Source organism: Luteibacter anthropi, assembly GCF_023699965.1.
GTDB classification, from domain to species: Bacteria; Pseudomonadota; Gammaproteobacteria; order Xanthomonadales; family Rhodanobacteraceae; genus Luteibacter; species Luteibacter anthropi.
Genome location: NZ_CP077072.1, coordinates 2,929,288 through 2,944,521, shown reverse-complemented (window position 1 = coordinate 2,944,521; position 15,234 = coordinate 2,929,288). Strand labels below are relative to the sequence as shown.

General features: G+C 65.8%; 16 protein-coding genes. 2 read left to right on the top strand and 14 right to left on the bottom strand.

Annotation, left to right across the window (positions count from 1 at the left end; all coding sequences use genetic code 11):
* Window positions 1-526 precede the first annotated feature (526 nt).
* Both KR767_RS12835 and KR767_RS12830 read left to right on the top strand, forming a co-directional pair.
* Window positions 527-949: a hypothetical protein gene (locus tag KR767_RS12835; protein WP_250876571.1), complete on the top strand. Its 423-nt coding sequence runs from the start codon at window positions 527-529 to the stop codon at window positions 947-949.
* On the top strand, window positions 946-1,353 hold the full coding sequence (locus KR767_RS12830) for a hypothetical protein (RefSeq protein WP_250876570.1): 408 nt from the start codon (window positions 946-948) through the stop codon (window positions 1,351-1,353). The genes KR767_RS12835 and KR767_RS12830 overlap by 4 nt, the downstream gene beginning before the upstream one ends.
* 179 nt (window positions 1,354-1,532) lie before the next feature.
* Here KR767_RS12830 and KR767_RS12825 read toward each other — a convergent pair whose 3' ends face one another.
* The 14 genes from KR767_RS12825 to flhB all read right to left on the bottom strand — a co-directional run bounded on the left by KR767_RS12825 (window position 1,533) and on the right by flhB (window position 15,229).
* Window positions 1,533-1,940, bottom strand: coding sequence for a DUF2802 domain-containing protein (locus KR767_RS12825; RefSeq protein ID WP_166949764.1), 408 nt, complete (start codon window positions 1,938-1,940; stop codon window positions 1,533-1,535).
* A 150-nt stretch (window positions 1,941-2,090) separates the two neighbouring features.
* On the bottom strand, window positions 2,091-2,540 hold the full coding sequence (locus KR767_RS12820; RefSeq protein ID WP_243853255.1) for a chemotaxis protein CheW: 450 nt from the start codon (window positions 2,538-2,540) through the stop codon (window positions 2,091-2,093).
* A complete protein-coding gene (locus KR767_RS12815) occupies window positions 2,537-3,103 on the bottom strand; it encodes a hypothetical protein (RefSeq protein ID WP_166949760.1) in 567 nt (188 codons plus the stop codon). Before KR767_RS12815 ends, KR767_RS12820 begins: the two co-directional genes overlap by 4 nt.
* A complete protein-coding gene (locus KR767_RS12810; RefSeq protein WP_166949758.1) occupies window positions 3,100-3,888 on the bottom strand; it encodes a ParA family protein in 789 nt (262 codons plus the stop codon). Before KR767_RS12810 ends, KR767_RS12815 begins: the two co-directional genes overlap by 4 nt.
* On the bottom strand, window positions 3,888-4,940 hold the full coding sequence (gene motD, locus KR767_RS12805; protein WP_250876569.1) for a flagellar motor protein MotD: 1,053 nt from the start codon (window positions 4,938-4,940) through the stop codon (window positions 3,888-3,890). Before motD ends, KR767_RS12810 begins: the two co-directional genes overlap by 1 nt.
* Window positions 4,937-5,677 (bottom strand): flagellar motor protein, encoded by a 741-nt coding sequence (locus KR767_RS12800; protein ID WP_166949754.1) that lies wholly within the window; start codon window positions 5,675-5,677, stop codon window positions 4,937-4,939. Before KR767_RS12800 ends, motD begins: the two co-directional genes overlap by 4 nt.
* A gap of 1 nt (window position 5,678) precedes the next feature.
* Window positions 5,679-7,736, bottom strand: a complete 2,058-nt coding sequence (locus KR767_RS12795) for a chemotaxis protein CheA (RefSeq protein ID WP_250876568.1) — start codon at window positions 7,734-7,736, stop codon at window positions 5,679-5,681.
* A gap of 7 nt (window positions 7,737-7,743) precedes the next feature.
* Entirely contained in the window at window positions 7,744-8,385 is a 642-nt protein-coding gene (locus KR767_RS12790; RefSeq protein WP_250876567.1) for a protein phosphatase CheZ, read from the bottom strand.
* A 9-nt stretch (window positions 8,386-8,394) separates the two neighbouring features.
* A complete protein-coding gene (gene cheY, locus KR767_RS12785) occupies window positions 8,395-8,796 on the bottom strand; it encodes a chemotaxis response regulator CheY (RefSeq protein ID WP_166949748.1) in 402 nt (133 codons plus the stop codon).
* Window positions 8,797-8,855: 59 nt separating this feature from the next.
* Complete coding sequence (locus KR767_RS12780; RefSeq protein ID WP_166949746.1) at window positions 8,856-9,587, bottom strand: RNA polymerase sigma factor FliA; 732 nt, start codon at window positions 9,585-9,587, stop codon at window positions 8,856-8,858.
* Window positions 9,584-10,459, bottom strand: a complete 876-nt coding sequence (locus KR767_RS12775) for a MinD/ParA family protein (protein ID WP_166949744.1) — start codon at window positions 10,457-10,459, stop codon at window positions 9,584-9,586. The genes KR767_RS12780 and KR767_RS12775 overlap by 4 nt, the downstream gene beginning before the upstream one ends.
* A gap of 68 nt (window positions 10,460-10,527) precedes the next feature.
* Window positions 10,528-11,877, bottom strand: coding sequence for a flagellar biosynthesis GTPase FlhF (flhF, locus tag KR767_RS12770; RefSeq protein ID WP_250876566.1), 1,350 nt, complete (start codon window positions 11,875-11,877; stop codon window positions 10,528-10,530).
* 96 nt (window positions 11,878-11,973) lie between these two features.
* Complete coding sequence (flhA, locus tag KR767_RS12765) at window positions 11,974-14,079, bottom strand: flagellar biosynthesis protein FlhA (RefSeq protein WP_284732841.1); 2,106 nt, start codon at window positions 14,077-14,079, stop codon at window positions 11,974-11,976.
* A gap of 4 nt (window positions 14,080-14,083) precedes the next feature.
* Entirely contained in the window at window positions 14,084-15,229 is a 1,146-nt protein-coding gene (gene flhB / locus KR767_RS12760; protein ID WP_166949738.1) for a flagellar biosynthesis protein FlhB, read from the bottom strand.
* Between the last annotated feature and the right edge of the window lie 5 nt (window positions 15,230-15,234).

Genomic DNA, 15,234 nt, shown 5'->3' with positions numbered 1-15,234 from the left:
TACGCCAGGTTAGTCGTGAGGTGGCGCCGGTCGCATCGGCGCTCCATCGTGCGATATCGCATCCCTGTAGGAGCGTGCTTGCGCGCGACCGGTGGAATCGAAACGATGATGGTGTTCGCGATGACCGGTCGCGCGCAGGCGCGCTCCTACACGGCAATCGTTACGTCACGATCTATCTTGCCATGCGTCAATTTTTAACCGTTCCTTGCCCTGTGCGGAAACCACCCGCACCGCAATCACCCCCGAAAATCCATCGATATCCGTAGGCACGTCGCTCCGCCTTCATGACCTGAAGATATCTCCTACATCCACACGCCAAGCTATCTGATCGAATACCCGATTGCGTCCGCCGAGTTGATGCCATGTGCTACTCACAAGGAGAAATCATCCTTTCACATATCCAAGGGTTCTCCATGGGCTGCTTGTTATCTGGCAGGCCAAGAGCACGAATCGCCGGGCACATCATGGCCCTATTAGTAATTATTTACCGGTTATTCCGGATGTTTCAGTAACAAGGACGATCGACATGAACATACCGAAATCTTCCACCATCACTCCTCTACGACGAATGATGATGGTGCTTGCCGGCATTACGGCGCCTATTCTTCCTCATATCTTCTGCGAAGACCCTGATCATGATTCCTCCTACATCGTAATCACGGTGACCGCTCTCCTCCTCATCGTACTCGCGACTCTTCGATACGCACGAAAGCACCCATGGGAAGCTGAAATGCGCAAGCTTGAAGACATTAAGTTCAGGTGGGCAACCGGTTTCGCCCTTTTCTTTGTCGTAGCCGACATGGCGCGCCTGCTGGTGGATGCCGAACATGGTTATCGGACGGCGCTTCTGCACGGTACGCCACTGGTGATATTTGCCTTTGCAATCGCATACACAGAACTCAGCCTTGCCAAAAAAGGGCGATTGCAGAGAAGTGGTGCACTTCAGTGAAAAATCGCTGGATCAGGCCTTGGCTTGTTTGCTCGTACGCCGTTTATTTCGCCGCATTTGCTCCGCACTTCACGTGCGAGAAGCATATGCATGAAATCTCGTTCTTTATCTATATGGCGGCTGCATGTACGACGATCTCCGCCATCGTGCTGTTGGTGCAGATGCGTATGTGGAGGCGGAGGACCTTCTGGATGGCGCACAGAGGTACGTTCTATCGCGAGCCATGGATCGAAGGGTGGCAAGTGCTGGTCCATGCCGGGTGGCGGGCGTTTGCACTTATTGTTTTAATAATGGCCATTACGCAGGTTGAGCGATTACCGCTGGAGGGCGTTGAGCTGGTTTTCAGCACTTCGTTGCTGATGGGGCTTGGGTTGGCTAATGGGCTTTGTTATGCGCGTGGTTAATGGCGGAAGGTCGCGGTGATTGCGTAGGGGGTGTTATCGCTAAAGCCGTATGCCACGCGCTGGGTTCCTGCTTTCGCAGGAACGACGGGGGACTTCGGGTAGGCGGGCTTCACGCCGCCTGATTTGCGCTTAGTGTTGGAATCCCGGCGAGTACCGGTATCGGCTTCGACACGGGAGGGTCAGCGGCCGGCGTGCAGGTGATGCAGTAGTTCCGCTTCCGTGAGCGACAGGCCGCAGGTTTCGGCGATGTCCTGGGGCGAGGCACCCTGGCGGGCGAGGCGCTGGGCCAGGGCCAGGGCGCGGTCGGTGTTGACGCCGCCTTCGTTGGCGACACTGACGTTGGGCGTGCGGCGGACCTGGTCTTCGATGTCGCCCAGGCGGTGTTCCAGGCGGCGCAGCATGCTGTCGAGCTGGTCGGGCTCGATGGCGGGCGTGGGGTCTACCGTTGCAGGGGTCTCGTGCAGGGCCTCGGGAGCAACCGGCTGCGCCGGAGTCTGGGTCTTGCGCGTGCGGAGGATCAGGAACAGGAGGCCGACCAGGTTGAGGACGGCGAGTGCGATGAGCACGTAACCAATGGCGGCGTTCATGTCATGGGGCTCCGGGTGGACGGGCTGAACGGTAGCACGGGCCGCTTTGTTGTAGGAGCGCGCCTTGCGCGCGACCGGTCGTGGCGATGTTGTGATGATTGTCGCGATGACCGGTCGCGCGCGAGGCGCGCTCCTACAGGAGTGAGGGCATCAGGCGCGGCAGAGGCGGGGGACGTCGACCAGGGCGATGAAGCCGTCTTCTCGGGTGACGACGCCGCTCACCGGGTCGTCGCGGCGTTCGGCACGGCCGGGGGGCGGAGGGGAGACTTCGTCGTCGCCGAGGTGGAGCATGTCGCCGATGAGGTCGATGCGCATGCCGACTACGCTGCCGGCGTCGTCGAAGACGATGACGCGCTGCCCGTCGGCGTGCTGTGCATCCACCTGCCCTTCCAGGCCAAAGCGGCGGCGGCCGTCGAGCACGGGCACGATCTGGCCGCGCAGGTTGACGATGCCGAGCACGTCGTGCGGTGCGCCGGGTACGGGGGTGATGTCGCCGGGGCGGATCACTTCACGCACCGCGGAAAGGGCGACGGCGTAGCGCTGTCCCTTGAGTGAAAAACCGAGCCAGGTGCTACGGTCGTCGGATACGGTGACGGTCATGGCCCAAGCTCCTGTTCCAGCCATTCAATCAGTGCGGCGGTGCCAATCACGCCGCATTTCGGTTCTTTGGACATGCCCACCAGCCAGGGACGCGACGTCGCGCCGTGGCGCCACTGGATGCCTTCGCCTTCCAGCACCACCGGCTCGTCGTTGACGGCGCAGGCCAGGGCCCACGCGCGATTGCCCAGGATCACCAGCGTATCGGCCTGTGCGCCGGACATGTCGGGCGAGAGGATCGCGCCGAGGTCGGCCACGCGGGCTTCTCCGCTGGGATGGCGCCAGCGCCCCAGGCAGATCGGATTGGCACTGTTGGGTGGCGACAGCGGCGGCATCGGCAGCATGTGCGTGACGTCATCCATCGGCACCGCAAGCTTCACGCCGGCAGCGACGCACAGCAGGTAACGCGTCTGGCCCGTGGCAGTCGGCGGCGGCAGCGGGTCGCTCCAGGTCTGGATGGCGACGACCTTCACTTCCGCGGGCGGTTCGGGCACCGGCAGCGGCGTGAGCAGCTCGGCGAGATAACCTGCGACGATCTGCTCGGCGTCTTGCATGGCGCGGATCATGCGGCCGCGTCCGTCAACGACGGCACGGGCATGGCCAGCAGCTCGTCGAGCAGCTGGCGGTAGGCGAGACCGCCGCGACGTGCGGCGGGCCAGGAGGCCAGCGGCACACCGGCGGCGCTGGCTTCGCGGATCTGGGTGTCGGTGGGAATCACCGACTGGCTCACGCCATCGCCATACTGCTCGCGCAGTTGTTCGAGGCAGGCGCGCGAGGCATGGGTGCGTGCGTCATACAGCGTCGGCACGATGGTGCGTGGCAGCGGCTTGCCGCGCGAGCGCTCGATCATCGACAGGCTGCGCAGCATGCGCTCCAGGCCGGCGAGCGCCAGCGCTTCGGTCTGCGTGGGCACCAGCAGGCGGTCGCTGGCGGCGAGTGCGTTGACCATGAGCACGCCGAGCGTCGGTGGGCAGTCCAGCAGCACATGGTCGAAATCGGGGGCCAGTTCGGCCAGCGCCTGGGAGAGCACGAGGCCCATGCCCTGGCGGGTGCCGAGCTGGCGATCGAGCGTGATCATCGCCGCGGATGCGGGCAGCACGCTCAGCCGCTCCCACTGCGTGCCGTGCACGAGCGTGCGCACGGGCAGCGGATTGGCGGTGACTCCGAAGAGATCGTAGACGCTGCCGTGCGCACCGCCTTCGACACCGATATAGCCCGACAGCGATGCGTGGGGGTCCATGTCGATCAGCAGCGTGCGCTTGCCGGATTCGGCCAGCATGCTGCCCAGCGCCACCGTGGTGGTCGTCTTGCCCACGCCGCCTTTCTGGTTGGATACGGCCCAGACGCGCATCAGTGTGCCTCCCCTTCCGTCGCGAACCGGGCGGCACCCGCGGTGGGGGCGACCAGTTCGGGGGATGAGGTTGCGGCTGACGTCGCCGTGCCCGATGCCGCGGCAGGCGGTGTAGCGCCAGCAGCAGCCGGCGCTTCGGTCGCGCCACGCTGAGCCAGATCCACACGATCCGCATCGCTATAGAAACGCGCCGGTGCCGCCTTGTCGCTCATCACGACGATCAGCACGCGGCGATTGTGATTGCGGCCGTCGGCCGTGGCGTTGTCGGCGGTCGGGCGATATTCGCCCCAGCCGATGATGCCCACGCGGTGCGGATCGACGCCGGTCAGGGTGAGCAGTCGCGCCACCGTAGCTGCGCGCGCGGCCGACAGCTCCCAGTTGGACGGGAACGTAGACGTGGCGATGGGCGTGTTGTCCGTATAACCCTCGATGCGCATGGCGTTCGGGAACGGCGCGAGGATGCCGGCCAGGCGACGCAGCACGTCTTCCGCCTGCGGCTGGAGCTTCGCCACGCCAACGGGAAAGAGGATATCCGTGCGCACTTCGATTTCGAGCCAGTCCGGCGTCTGCCGCACGCTGACCAGGCTCTTGTCGATCAGCGGCTTCATCGCCCGCTTCACTTCGTCGGAAATCTGGCTGAGCGTGTTCTGCTCGGTCTTGCCCACGCTGGTATTCGCATCGGCGCTGGTGGCGGTCTGCCGCAGCTTGCCGTCCTGGTGTTCGGTGGCGGCGCCTTCGTGGCCGGGCAGCGGCAGGTTGCGCGGCGGAATGGGTACGTCGATCTTCGCTATCGGCGAGGCCGTGGGCGCACGCGACTGGTCGGGCAGCGGCACCTGCGCGGCGGGCGTCGAATCGCGGATGGGCTCGATCACCTTGCCTGTGCCGTTGAAAGCCTCGTTGATGGACTGCGCCATCACGCGGAACTTGGTCTCGTTCACGGCGGATACCGCGTACATCACCACGAACAGCGCGAGCAGCAAGGTGATCAGGTCGCCGTAGGGGATCGCCCAGCGCTCGTGATTCACGTGCTCTTCGTGGTGACGACGTTTCACGAGAGGAATCCTTGCAGCTTGCTCTCGATGTGGCGCGGGTTGTCACCCTGGGCGATGGAAACCAGTCCTTCGACCAGGATTTCGCGCATCTGCGAACGACGTCGTGCCAGGCCCTTCAGGCGCGAGGCCATCGGCAACGCCAGCAGGTTGGCCAGGCCGATACCGTAGATGGTGGCGACGAAGGCGGCGGCGATGCCGTGGCCGAGCTTGCTGGGGTCGGCAAGGTTCTGCATCACGGACATCAGGCCCATCACGGCACCGATGATGCCCATGGTCGGCGAGTAAGTGCCCGCGTTCTCGAAAACCTTGGCCGCCTCGATGTCGGTGTGCTCGCGCGAGTACACCTCCACTTCCAGCACCGAACGCATGGCATCGGGCTCGGTGCCATCCACGAGCAGTTGCAGCCCCTTGCGGATGAAGGGATCGGTTTCGCGCTCGATGGCCGGCTCCAGGCCCAGCAGGCCCGTGCGGCGGGAGATTTCGCTCCAGCCGATGATGCGGCTGACGAGGTTTTCCGATTCGATATCCGGCGGGCGATACACCCAGGGCAGCATGCTCCAGGCGCGCTTGAGCACGGCGCCGGGCGTCTGCACGAGCAGTGCGGCGAAAGTGCCGAGGAAGACGATGACGAAGGCAGCGGGGTTCCACAGGGCGTCGAGGCTCGATCCCTTGAGGATGGTACCCACGATGATGACCACGAAGGCCAGGATCGTGCCGACGACACTCACGATATCCATGTCAGACAGCCATCCTTAGTGTTGGCAGCACCTGTCCGCTGTCATCGGCCAACCCCGCCAGGTCGAGCACGAGCGAAATACGGCCGTCGCCGGTGATGGTGGCACCCGCCACGCCCGGCACATCCTTAAGGAACGGACCAAGCGGCTTGGCCATGACGTCTTCGCGGCCCAGCACTTCGTCGACGAGGCAGCCGAGCACCTGATGACCGATCTGCACCACCACGACATGACCGCCCTGCCCTTCGGTGCCGGCCCAGCGGCCGAGATCGGCCAGGGGCAGCGCGCGACCGCGATGGTTGGCGACGATGCGGCCGTCGAGCTTCTGCACCTGTCCGTCCGCCAGCTCGAACACTTCGGCGACATTGGACATGGGCAGCGACAGCAGGCGATGCCCCACGCGCACCATGAGCACGCGCAGGATCGCCAGGGTCAGCGGCACCGAAAGACGCACGGTGCTGCCATGGCCTACGCGCGAGTCGATGGACAGCGTGCCGCCCAGTTCGACGATCTTGGTGCGGACCACGTCCATGCCCACGCCGCGACCGGAGATGTCGGACACCTCGCTGGCCGTGGAGAAGCCGGGGCGGAACACGATCTCGTAGCATTCGCGTTCTTCCAGGCGCGCGGCCTGCTCGGCATCCATCAGGCCCTTTTCGACGGCCTTGCGGCGCAGGACCTCGGGATCCATGCCCTTGCCGTCATCGGTCACCGTGATGACGATGCGGTCGCCGTACTGACCGGCGGCCAGGCGTACGGTGCCCGAGCGCGGCTTGCCCGCACGGGCGCGCACGTCCGGCATCTCGATGCCGTGGTCCACGGAGTTGCGCAGCAGATGCACCAGCGGGTCGGCCAGCGCCTCCACCACGGTGCGGTCAATGTCGGTCTCCTCGCCCTCGGTCACCAGTTCGATCTCCTTGCCCAGCTGGCGGGCGAGGTCGCGAACGATGCGCGGGAAGCGCGAGAACAGCTTGCCCACCGGCTGCATGCGCATGCGCAGCACGGCGTTCTGGAGATCTTCGGCCACGCGCTCCAGCTCGCCGATGGCACGTTCCATCGGATCGTTGGTGCCGCGCGGCGCAAGGTTGGTCAGGCGGTTGCGCACCAGCACGAGTTCGCCGGCCGCATCCACGAGGTTGTCGAGGCGATGCGTATCGACGCGGACGGTTGTGTCGGCGGTGGAGGCCGTGCGCTTTTCGGAGGCGGCCCTGGCAGGTGCTGCTTCGCCAGCCGCAACGACGGGTGCCACGGGCGAGGCCGCCTGCACGGGCGCCGGAACCGGCACAGGTGCTGCCACGGGCACCGGTTCTGGCGCCACGGCACTGTTCGCGCCCGGCGCGGCCGTACCGTGCAGGGAATCGAGCAGGGCTTCGAATTCGTCGTCGCTGATGGCGTTGCTGTCCGCGACAGGCGCGGCCGCTTCCACCACGGGCACGGCCGCGCCTGCATCGGCACCGGGAGCCCCCGTGCCATAAAGCGAATCGAGCAGGGCCTCGAATTCGTCGTCGCTGATCGTGCCCGACGCAGCCGGTGCCGGCGCCCGGTCGGCGCGCGCGGCATCGAGCATGGCCTCGAATTCGTCTTCGATGGGATCGTGCGGCCTCGGCACGGCCACGCTTGTCGCCGCGACCGATGCGGTCACCGGCTGCGCGAGCGCGGCCGGGGGTGCGGAGGCCACGCGGCCGGGAATCACCAGGCGATCCAGCAGCGAACGCGGCGCGGCCTCGATGGGCACGCCGCCGTCGGCGGCGCGCATCATGTCGTTGAGGAGGTCCAGCGATTCCAGCAACGCATCCATGAAACCGGCATCGAGCACGATGGCACCGTTGCGCGCCTCGTTGAGGAGATCCTCCGCGCGATGGCACAGCTCCACCATGGCGTGCAGGCCGAGAAAGCCTGCACCGCCCTTTACGGTGTGAAACGCACGGAACACCGCGTTCAGCAGATCGACGTCACCGGGCGAGGACTCAAGGTCCACGAGCTGTTCGCCCAGGCTCTCAAGCAGTTCACGCGCCTCGATCAGGAAGACGTTGAGCAGCTCGTTGTCCAGCTCCACGCTCATGGCGCGCTCAGAAACCGAATTCGCTGAGCAGGCGATCCACTTCGTCCTGGCTGACCTTGTCCGCCGCCGGAGCCGCACCGCCCGCCAGCGAACCGGTGAGGCGCACCAGCTCCACCAGCGAGGATTCGACCTTGGCCATGAAGGCTTCGACGCGGGCCACGCGCTGGCCGGAGAGATCCTGCCAGGACTGCGCCTCGACCATCTCGCCCAGGCCGATGTCGGCGCTCTGCGCGAAGTCGCCCACGCGCACGGCCAGCGCACGGGCGCTGGAAGCGAACGACGGGTCGGCCGGGTCGAGCACCAGCACTTCGTCGGCCTGCGTGGCCAGTGACTGGGCCTGCGGACGCAGCTTTTCGCTGAAATCGAGCGTGCGATGGGCGGCCTGCGAGCTCATTTCGAGCACGTCGAGCAGGTGCTTGCGCGCGTCGCTCATGTTGCCCGGGTTGCCGTCGTGCGAAATGTCGGCGGCGAGACGGCGGGCCGACTCGTGCAGGTCGCGCGCGAGGTGGCCCAGGGCGAGGAACAGGTGCTGTTCGCGGCTGCGGATCAGGCGATCGAGCGCCTGCTCAACGGCGGCCGGATCATCGGCCTCAAGCAGGTCACGCAGTTCGGGAGCGACCTCTTGGCCGGCGGAAATCGTGGAGTTCATGCGGTGTCCTTAGCCTGCCGCCGCGGCGAGGCGTTCGAAGATCTTGTCGAGTTTTTCCTTCAGCGTGACCGCAGTGAACGGCTTGACCACATAGCCGTTCACGCCGCTCTGTGCGGCGGCGATGATCTGGTCGCGATTGTTCTCCGCCGTGACCATCAGCACCGGCATCGCCTTGAGGGCGGCATCGGCACGGATGGCGCGAAGCAGCTCGATACCGGTCATGTTCGGCATGTTCCAGTCGGTGACCACGAGGTCGAACGACTGCGAACGCAGCAGCGCCAGCGCGGCGTTGCCATCTTCGGCTTCCTGGATCAGGCCGTTGGTGAAGCCCAGTTCCACCAGCAGGTTCCTGACGATGCGCCGCATGGTGGAGAAATCGTCCACCACGAGGATTTTCATGTTCTTGTCCAAAACGTCTCTCCGCCTGTACCTGCGCGTTTCTTACCCGGCGACGGCACCCCCGGATGCCGTCAATGCTTTTCTTTCCAACCCGACATGCGAGCGCGGAGGCGGATCAGGGCCTGGCCATGGATCTGGCACACCCGCGATTCGCTTACACCCAGCACCGCACCGATTTCCTTCAGGTTGAGCTCTTCATCGTAGTACAGCGACATCACCAGCTTTTCGCGCTCGGGCAGGCCATCGATGGACTGCGCCAGCGCATCGCGCATGCCGTCCTGCTCGAAGGTGCCTTCCGGTCCGGCAGCATCCGGATCGGCGACGTCGATGGCTGCGCCCTCGTCGCCTTCGGGCGCCGTCAGGCTCAGCAAACGCGCGCTCGCCGCGTCGGCCAGGATCTGGTTGTACTCCATGGCGTCGATGCCCAGCCGCTTCATCACTTCCGCGTCGTCGGCGTCGCCACCCGTCTCGTTTTCGATCTGCCTCGTTACCTCCGCTACCTCGCGCAACTTCCGGTGGACGGAGCGCGGAGTCCAGTCCGTCTTGCGCAGTTCGTCCAGCATGGCGCCACGTATGCGGATGCCCGCATAGGTTTCGAAGCTGGCCGCGCGAGTCGGCGAATAATTTCTTGCGGCTTCAAGCAAACCGATCATCCCGGCCTGCATGAGGTCGTTCGCGTCCACGCTCGGCGGCAGCCTGCCCATCAGGTGATAGGCGATACGGCGTACCAGCGGCGCATGGGTCTTTACCAGTTGGTCCGCGGGAACACGAGTAATTTCAAGGTATTCGCTCGCCACGCTCACAACGGCAGCCCTCCTCCCAAGTGGGAACGTTCGGCAAAGAAGCCAATGCGTCCCTGTGCCCGGGTTTCGGGTTCACCCCATGTATCGACCGACCTGGCCAGATTCTTGAATCCGACCGCGGAACGGCTGCTCGGCCAGGCATCCACCACCGCCGACTGGCGGCGGATGGCCTGCCGCAGGTACTCGTCGTGCGGCACCATGCCCATGAAGTCGAGCGATACGTCGAGGAACCTGCCGGTCACCCGGGACAGCTTCTCGTACAGCGCCTTGCCCTCCTGGGCATGGCGGACCATGTTGGCGACGATGCGGAAGCGGTGTACCGCAAACTCGCGCGAGAGCACCTTGATCAGCGCGTAGGCGTCGGTCAGGGAGGCCGGCTCGTCGCAGACCACGATCACCACCTCGTCGGAGGCGGCGGCGAACATCGACACGCTGTCGGAGATGCCGGCGGCGGTGTCGACGATGAGGTATTCGGGGGCCAGCGGGTATTCGTCGAACGCGCGGATCACCGCGGCGTGCTCGATATTGGGCAGCTGGGCCATGCGTCGGGTGCCCGAAGTGGCCGGGATCACCTTCAACCCGTGCGCGGCTTCCAGTACCAGATCCTCGATGCGGCAGGCGCCTTCGAGCATGTGGCCCAGGTGGCGCACCGGTTGCAGGCCCAGCAGCACGTCGATGTTGGCCATGCCCAGGTCGGCATCGAGCAGCAGCACGTCACGGCCGCCCATCGCCAGGGCCATGCCGAGGTTGACCGCCACCGTGGTCTTGCCCACGCCACCCTTGCCTCCCGCGATCGCGATGCTGCGGGTAGGACGACGGTCGGACAGCCATTCGAGTCCGGCAGCCTGGGTGTTGTCGACGTGTGTGCTCATGAAGGATTTCGCTGCCGGGGAAGAGTATGCGTTTGCAGATGCCGAGGTCACGGGTCGGGTCGTCCTGATCATGCCAGCGCCGTCGCCGGCATGCCGAACCGATCGGCAAGTATGGCGTCGTCGGGCTCTTCTGTGCGCTGTTTCACCCTTTGGGCGGCGAGACAGACCAGTTTGCGTGCATCCGCCGAGGCGATGTCCTCGGGGACACGCTGGCCATCGGTGGTGTAATCCAGCGGCAGGCCATGGCGGATCACGGCCGAGAGCACGCCGCCGACCAGCGGCGCCTCGTCGAGCTTGGTGAGGATGGCGCTCTGCGGCCCCAGCGGCGCATAGGCGCGGATGGCGTCGTCGATGGCCTGGGACTGCGCGTTGGCGGCCAGCACCAGGCAGGTGCGCACGTCGGCCATGGCGCGCAGGGTATCGAACTGCTGTTGCAGGCGCGGGTCGTTGCCGGCCAGGCCGGCCGTATCCACCAGCACGGTGTGCTTGCCGCGCAGCTGGAGCAGCGCGTTGCGCAGGCTGGTGGCGTCGTTGGCGTTGAACACGCGCACGCCGAGCAGGCGGGCATAGTGCTCCAGTTGGGCGCCGGCGCCGATGCGGTACTGGTCGGTGCTGATCAGCGCCACGCGCGAAGCGCCGTGGCGCATCACGGCGCGGGCGGCCAGCTTGGCGATGGTGGTGGTCTTGCCCACGCCGGTGGTGCCCACCAGCGCGGTGACACCGCCACCCACCGTGTCGAAGTTACGGCCGGTGGTGCGCACGTTGCGCGACAGCAGGCCCAGCGGCAGGTAGCGCGCCTGCTCCACGGTCATGTCGGCGGGCAGCTCGGCGCACAGGGCACGCGCCACGTCGCCGTCGATGCCCAGGCGGGTCATCTCGCGCAGCACGCGGGCATGCAGCGGCTGCTGGCGATCCATCTGGTTCCAGGCCAGGGCGGACAGCTGCACTTCGAGCATTTCGCGCAGATGGTTGATCTCGGCGCGCATGCCGGTAACGGCGATGTCGTTCTGCGGATTCACCGTGGCGGCACGCACCACGTCGGCGACGCTGGCGGCCAGCGCGGCGCTGGACTGCCGCTGCGGGGCGGCGCTGTTCGGGTTTTTCACGGCACGCTCGACCACGGCGGCCGTCGCGGCGCGGGCCTGGTCGAGGCGGGCGGCGCGCTCGCTGTCGCGGTCCTCACGGATCGCACGGATCGGCGACGGTGCCTGGGCCTGCCTGGCGGCCTTCTCTTCGACGTTGTCGAAGGCGAAACCGGCTTCGCGAACCAGCGCCTCGTCATAGTCGAGCGCAGCGATGATCTCGATGCCGTCGTCCATGCGACGCGTGGACAGGATCACGGCATCCGGGCCCTGCTCGTCCCGTACCTGGCGCATGGCCTGGCGCATGTCGGGAGCAACGAATCGTTTGATTTTCATGCGTTCGATCCTGTCTTACGTCGCGGTGCCCAGGTTCGAGGACACCACCATGTTCGTTCCGTCCGGCCGGCGAATCGGCGAACGGTGTCTCAATGCTCAGCGCCCGAGGGCCGTCACCAGCTTGACGCGGCGGTTGTCCGGCACCTCGTTATAGGCAAGCACATGCAGGTTTTGGGCCACATGTCGCGTAAAGCGGGCCAGCCAGGGGCGCAATGCAGGAGAAACCAGCAACACGGCCGGTTCGCCGGCCGCTTCCTGGCGGCGGGTAGCATCGGCGACGCTCTGCTGGAGGCGATCGGCCAGTCCCGGTTCCACCGCCGCACCCGCCGGGCCGCCACCCTGCAACGACTGCAACAGGATCTGCTCCAGGTCCGGCGCCAAAGTAATGACGGGCACTTCGGTACCCAGGCCGGCGATCTCCTGCACGATCTGGCGACCCAGCGTCACGCGCACGGCGGCGGCGAGTACACCCGGGTCCTGGCTCTGGCCGGCATGCTCGGCCAGCGATTCCACGATGCCGCGGAAGTTACGGATGGGCACGCGCTCGGCCAGCAGGTTCTGCAACACCTTCACGATGGCGCCCAGCGACAGGCGCTTGGGCACCAGGTCTTCCACCAGCTTCGGCGTCTGCTGGGCCAGGCGGTCCAGCAACTGCTGCACGTCCTGGTGACCGATGAGTTCGTGGGCGTGGTTTTGCAGGATGTGCGACAGGTGGGTGGCGATCACCGTGGCCGGATCCACCACCGTGTAGCCGAGGGTCTGGGCGTGCTCGCGCAGGCCCGGCTCGATCCACACGGCATCCAGGCCGAAGGCCGGATCGCGCGTGGCAATACCGTTCACCGTGCCGTGCACGCGACCCGGATCGATCGCGAGCATGCGCTCGGTGTGGATCTCCGCTTCACCCATCGGCACGCCCATCAGCGAGATGCGATAAGCATGCGGCGCGAGGTCGAGGTTGTCGCGGATATGCACCGAGGGCACGAGGAAACCCAGCTCCTGCGACAGCTTGCGGCGCACGGATTTGATCCGCGCCATCAGCTCGCCGCCCTGCGCCTTGTCCACCAGCGAAATGAGGCGGTAACCCACTTCCAGGCCGATGGTGTCCACCTGGGCCACGTCTTCCCACGACAGCTCGGTACGCTCGGCCGGCGGCGCCGCTTCCAGCGCCAGCTCGGTGCCGGGCGCGGAGGCGGGAGTCGAACCCGCGGCACCGCCCTGCTGGTTGAGGTGCAGCTTCCATGCGCCGAAGCCAGCGGCGGCGGCGAGAATGAGAAACGGGATATTCGGCATGCCCGGAATCAGGCCCATCGTGCCGAGCACGGCGGCCGCCACGCCCAGCGCCTTGGGCTGGCCGAACAGCTGGCCCATCACCTGCTTGCCCATCTCCTGCGACTTGGACACGCGGGTGACGATCACCGCCGTGGCGATGGAGAGCATCAGGCCCGGCACCTGGGCCACGAGGCCGTCGCCGATGGTCAGCAGCGTATAAGTGCGCGCAGCCTCGGACGCCGACAGACCGTGCTGGAGCATGCCGATGAAGAAGCCGCCGATGATGTTGATGGCGAGGATCAGGATGCCGGCCGACGCATCGCCGCGTACGAACTTGGAGGCACCATCCATCGAACCGTAGAAGTCGGCTTCCTCGCGCACTTCCTGGCGGCGCTCGCGCGCCTGCTCCTGCGTCAACAGACCGGCGTTGAGATCGGCATCGATCGCCATCTGCTTGCCGGGCATGGAATCGAGGGTGAAGCGCGCGGTCACTTCGGACACGCGGGTGGCGCCCTTGGTCACCACCACGAAGTTGATGATGGTGAGGATCGCGAACACCACGAAGCCCACCGCGAAGTTACCGCCGATGACGAACTCGCCGAAGGCCTCGATCACCTTGCCGGCGGCACCGGGGCCGTTATGACCGTGCAGCAGCACCACGCGGGTGGAGGCGATATTCAGCGCCAGGCGCAACAAGGTGGCGAACAGCACCACGGTGGGAAACGAGGCCAGCTCCAGCGGCCGCATCACGTACATGGTGGCCAGCAGGATCACCAGCGACAACGCGATGTTGAAGGTGAACAGCAGGTCCAGCATGAACGGGGGCAACGGCAGCATCATCATGCCGAGCATGATCAGCATCGCCACCGGCGCCGCGACGCCGCGGCGGCCGATCTGGCGGAAGGTGCCCATGAGGTTCGTGGAGGCTGCCATGTCTTCAGTTATCCATGCGGTAAGGACCGAGCAGTTCCGGATCGATGTCCTGCGTCGGCAGATCGGGCGGGAGATCACCCATGGCAATCGCCTGCTTCAACCGGAACACGTAGGCCAGGATCTGGGCCACGGCCACATACAGCGCCGCGGGGATTTCACGTCCGATTTCCGTCGTGTGATACAAGGCTCGTGCCAACGGCGGGGCTTCCACCACCGGAACCTTCGCACCGCCACCGATCTCGCGGATCTGCTGGGCGATCACGTCCACGCCCTTGGCCACCACGCGTGGCGCTCCCATGCGGTTTTCGTCGTATTTGAGGGCTACCGCGAAGTGCGTCGGGTTGGCGATGATCACGTCGGCCGTGGGCACGTCCTGCATCATCCGGCGGCGCGCCATCTGCTGCTGCACCTGACGGATTTTTGACTTCAGCTCCGGCGAGCCTTCGCTCTCCTTGTGCTCGTCCTTGACCTCCTGCTTGGTCATTTTCATCTTCGTGGTGAAGCTGTACTTCTGCCATGGCGCATCCACCAGCGCGATCACGCCCAAAGCGCAGGCAAAAACCAGCGAGGCATGGCCGAAGATGCCGAAGGCCTTGGCAATGCCTTCGCTGACCGGACCACTGCCTACCGAGAACATGTCCAGCGTGCTGCGGCGCAGGAACCACACCAGGGCGCCGCCGATCAGCAACAGCTTCAGCACGGACTTGCCCAGTTCCACCAGGCCATTCACGGAAACCAGGCGCCCGAAGCCCTTGATCGGGTCCAGGCGGTCGAACTTCGGCACCAGGGCCTGCATCGAGAAGTTGAGTCCGCCCATTAGGGCCGGTGCCGCGATGGAGGCCACCATGGTCACCACGAACACAGGGCCAAGCAGCTTCAGCCCTTCCAGTGCCGCCGTGGCGAGCGCATGACGCAAGCCGTCGGGCCCCAGCAGATCGTCGCGGTGGTAACGCAGGCCTACATGCATGATGTTGGCGGCGTGCTCGGCCATCTTCTCGCGCGAGGCGATAAGCGTTGCCACGCCGGAGAGCACCACCACCGCCGTGGAAAGATCGCGCGAACGCGGCAGCTCGCCCTTCTCGCGGGCTTCGCGGAGGCGTTTTTCGCTGGGCGATTCGGTGCGGTCTTCCTTGTCGGACTGCTCGCTCATCGCGA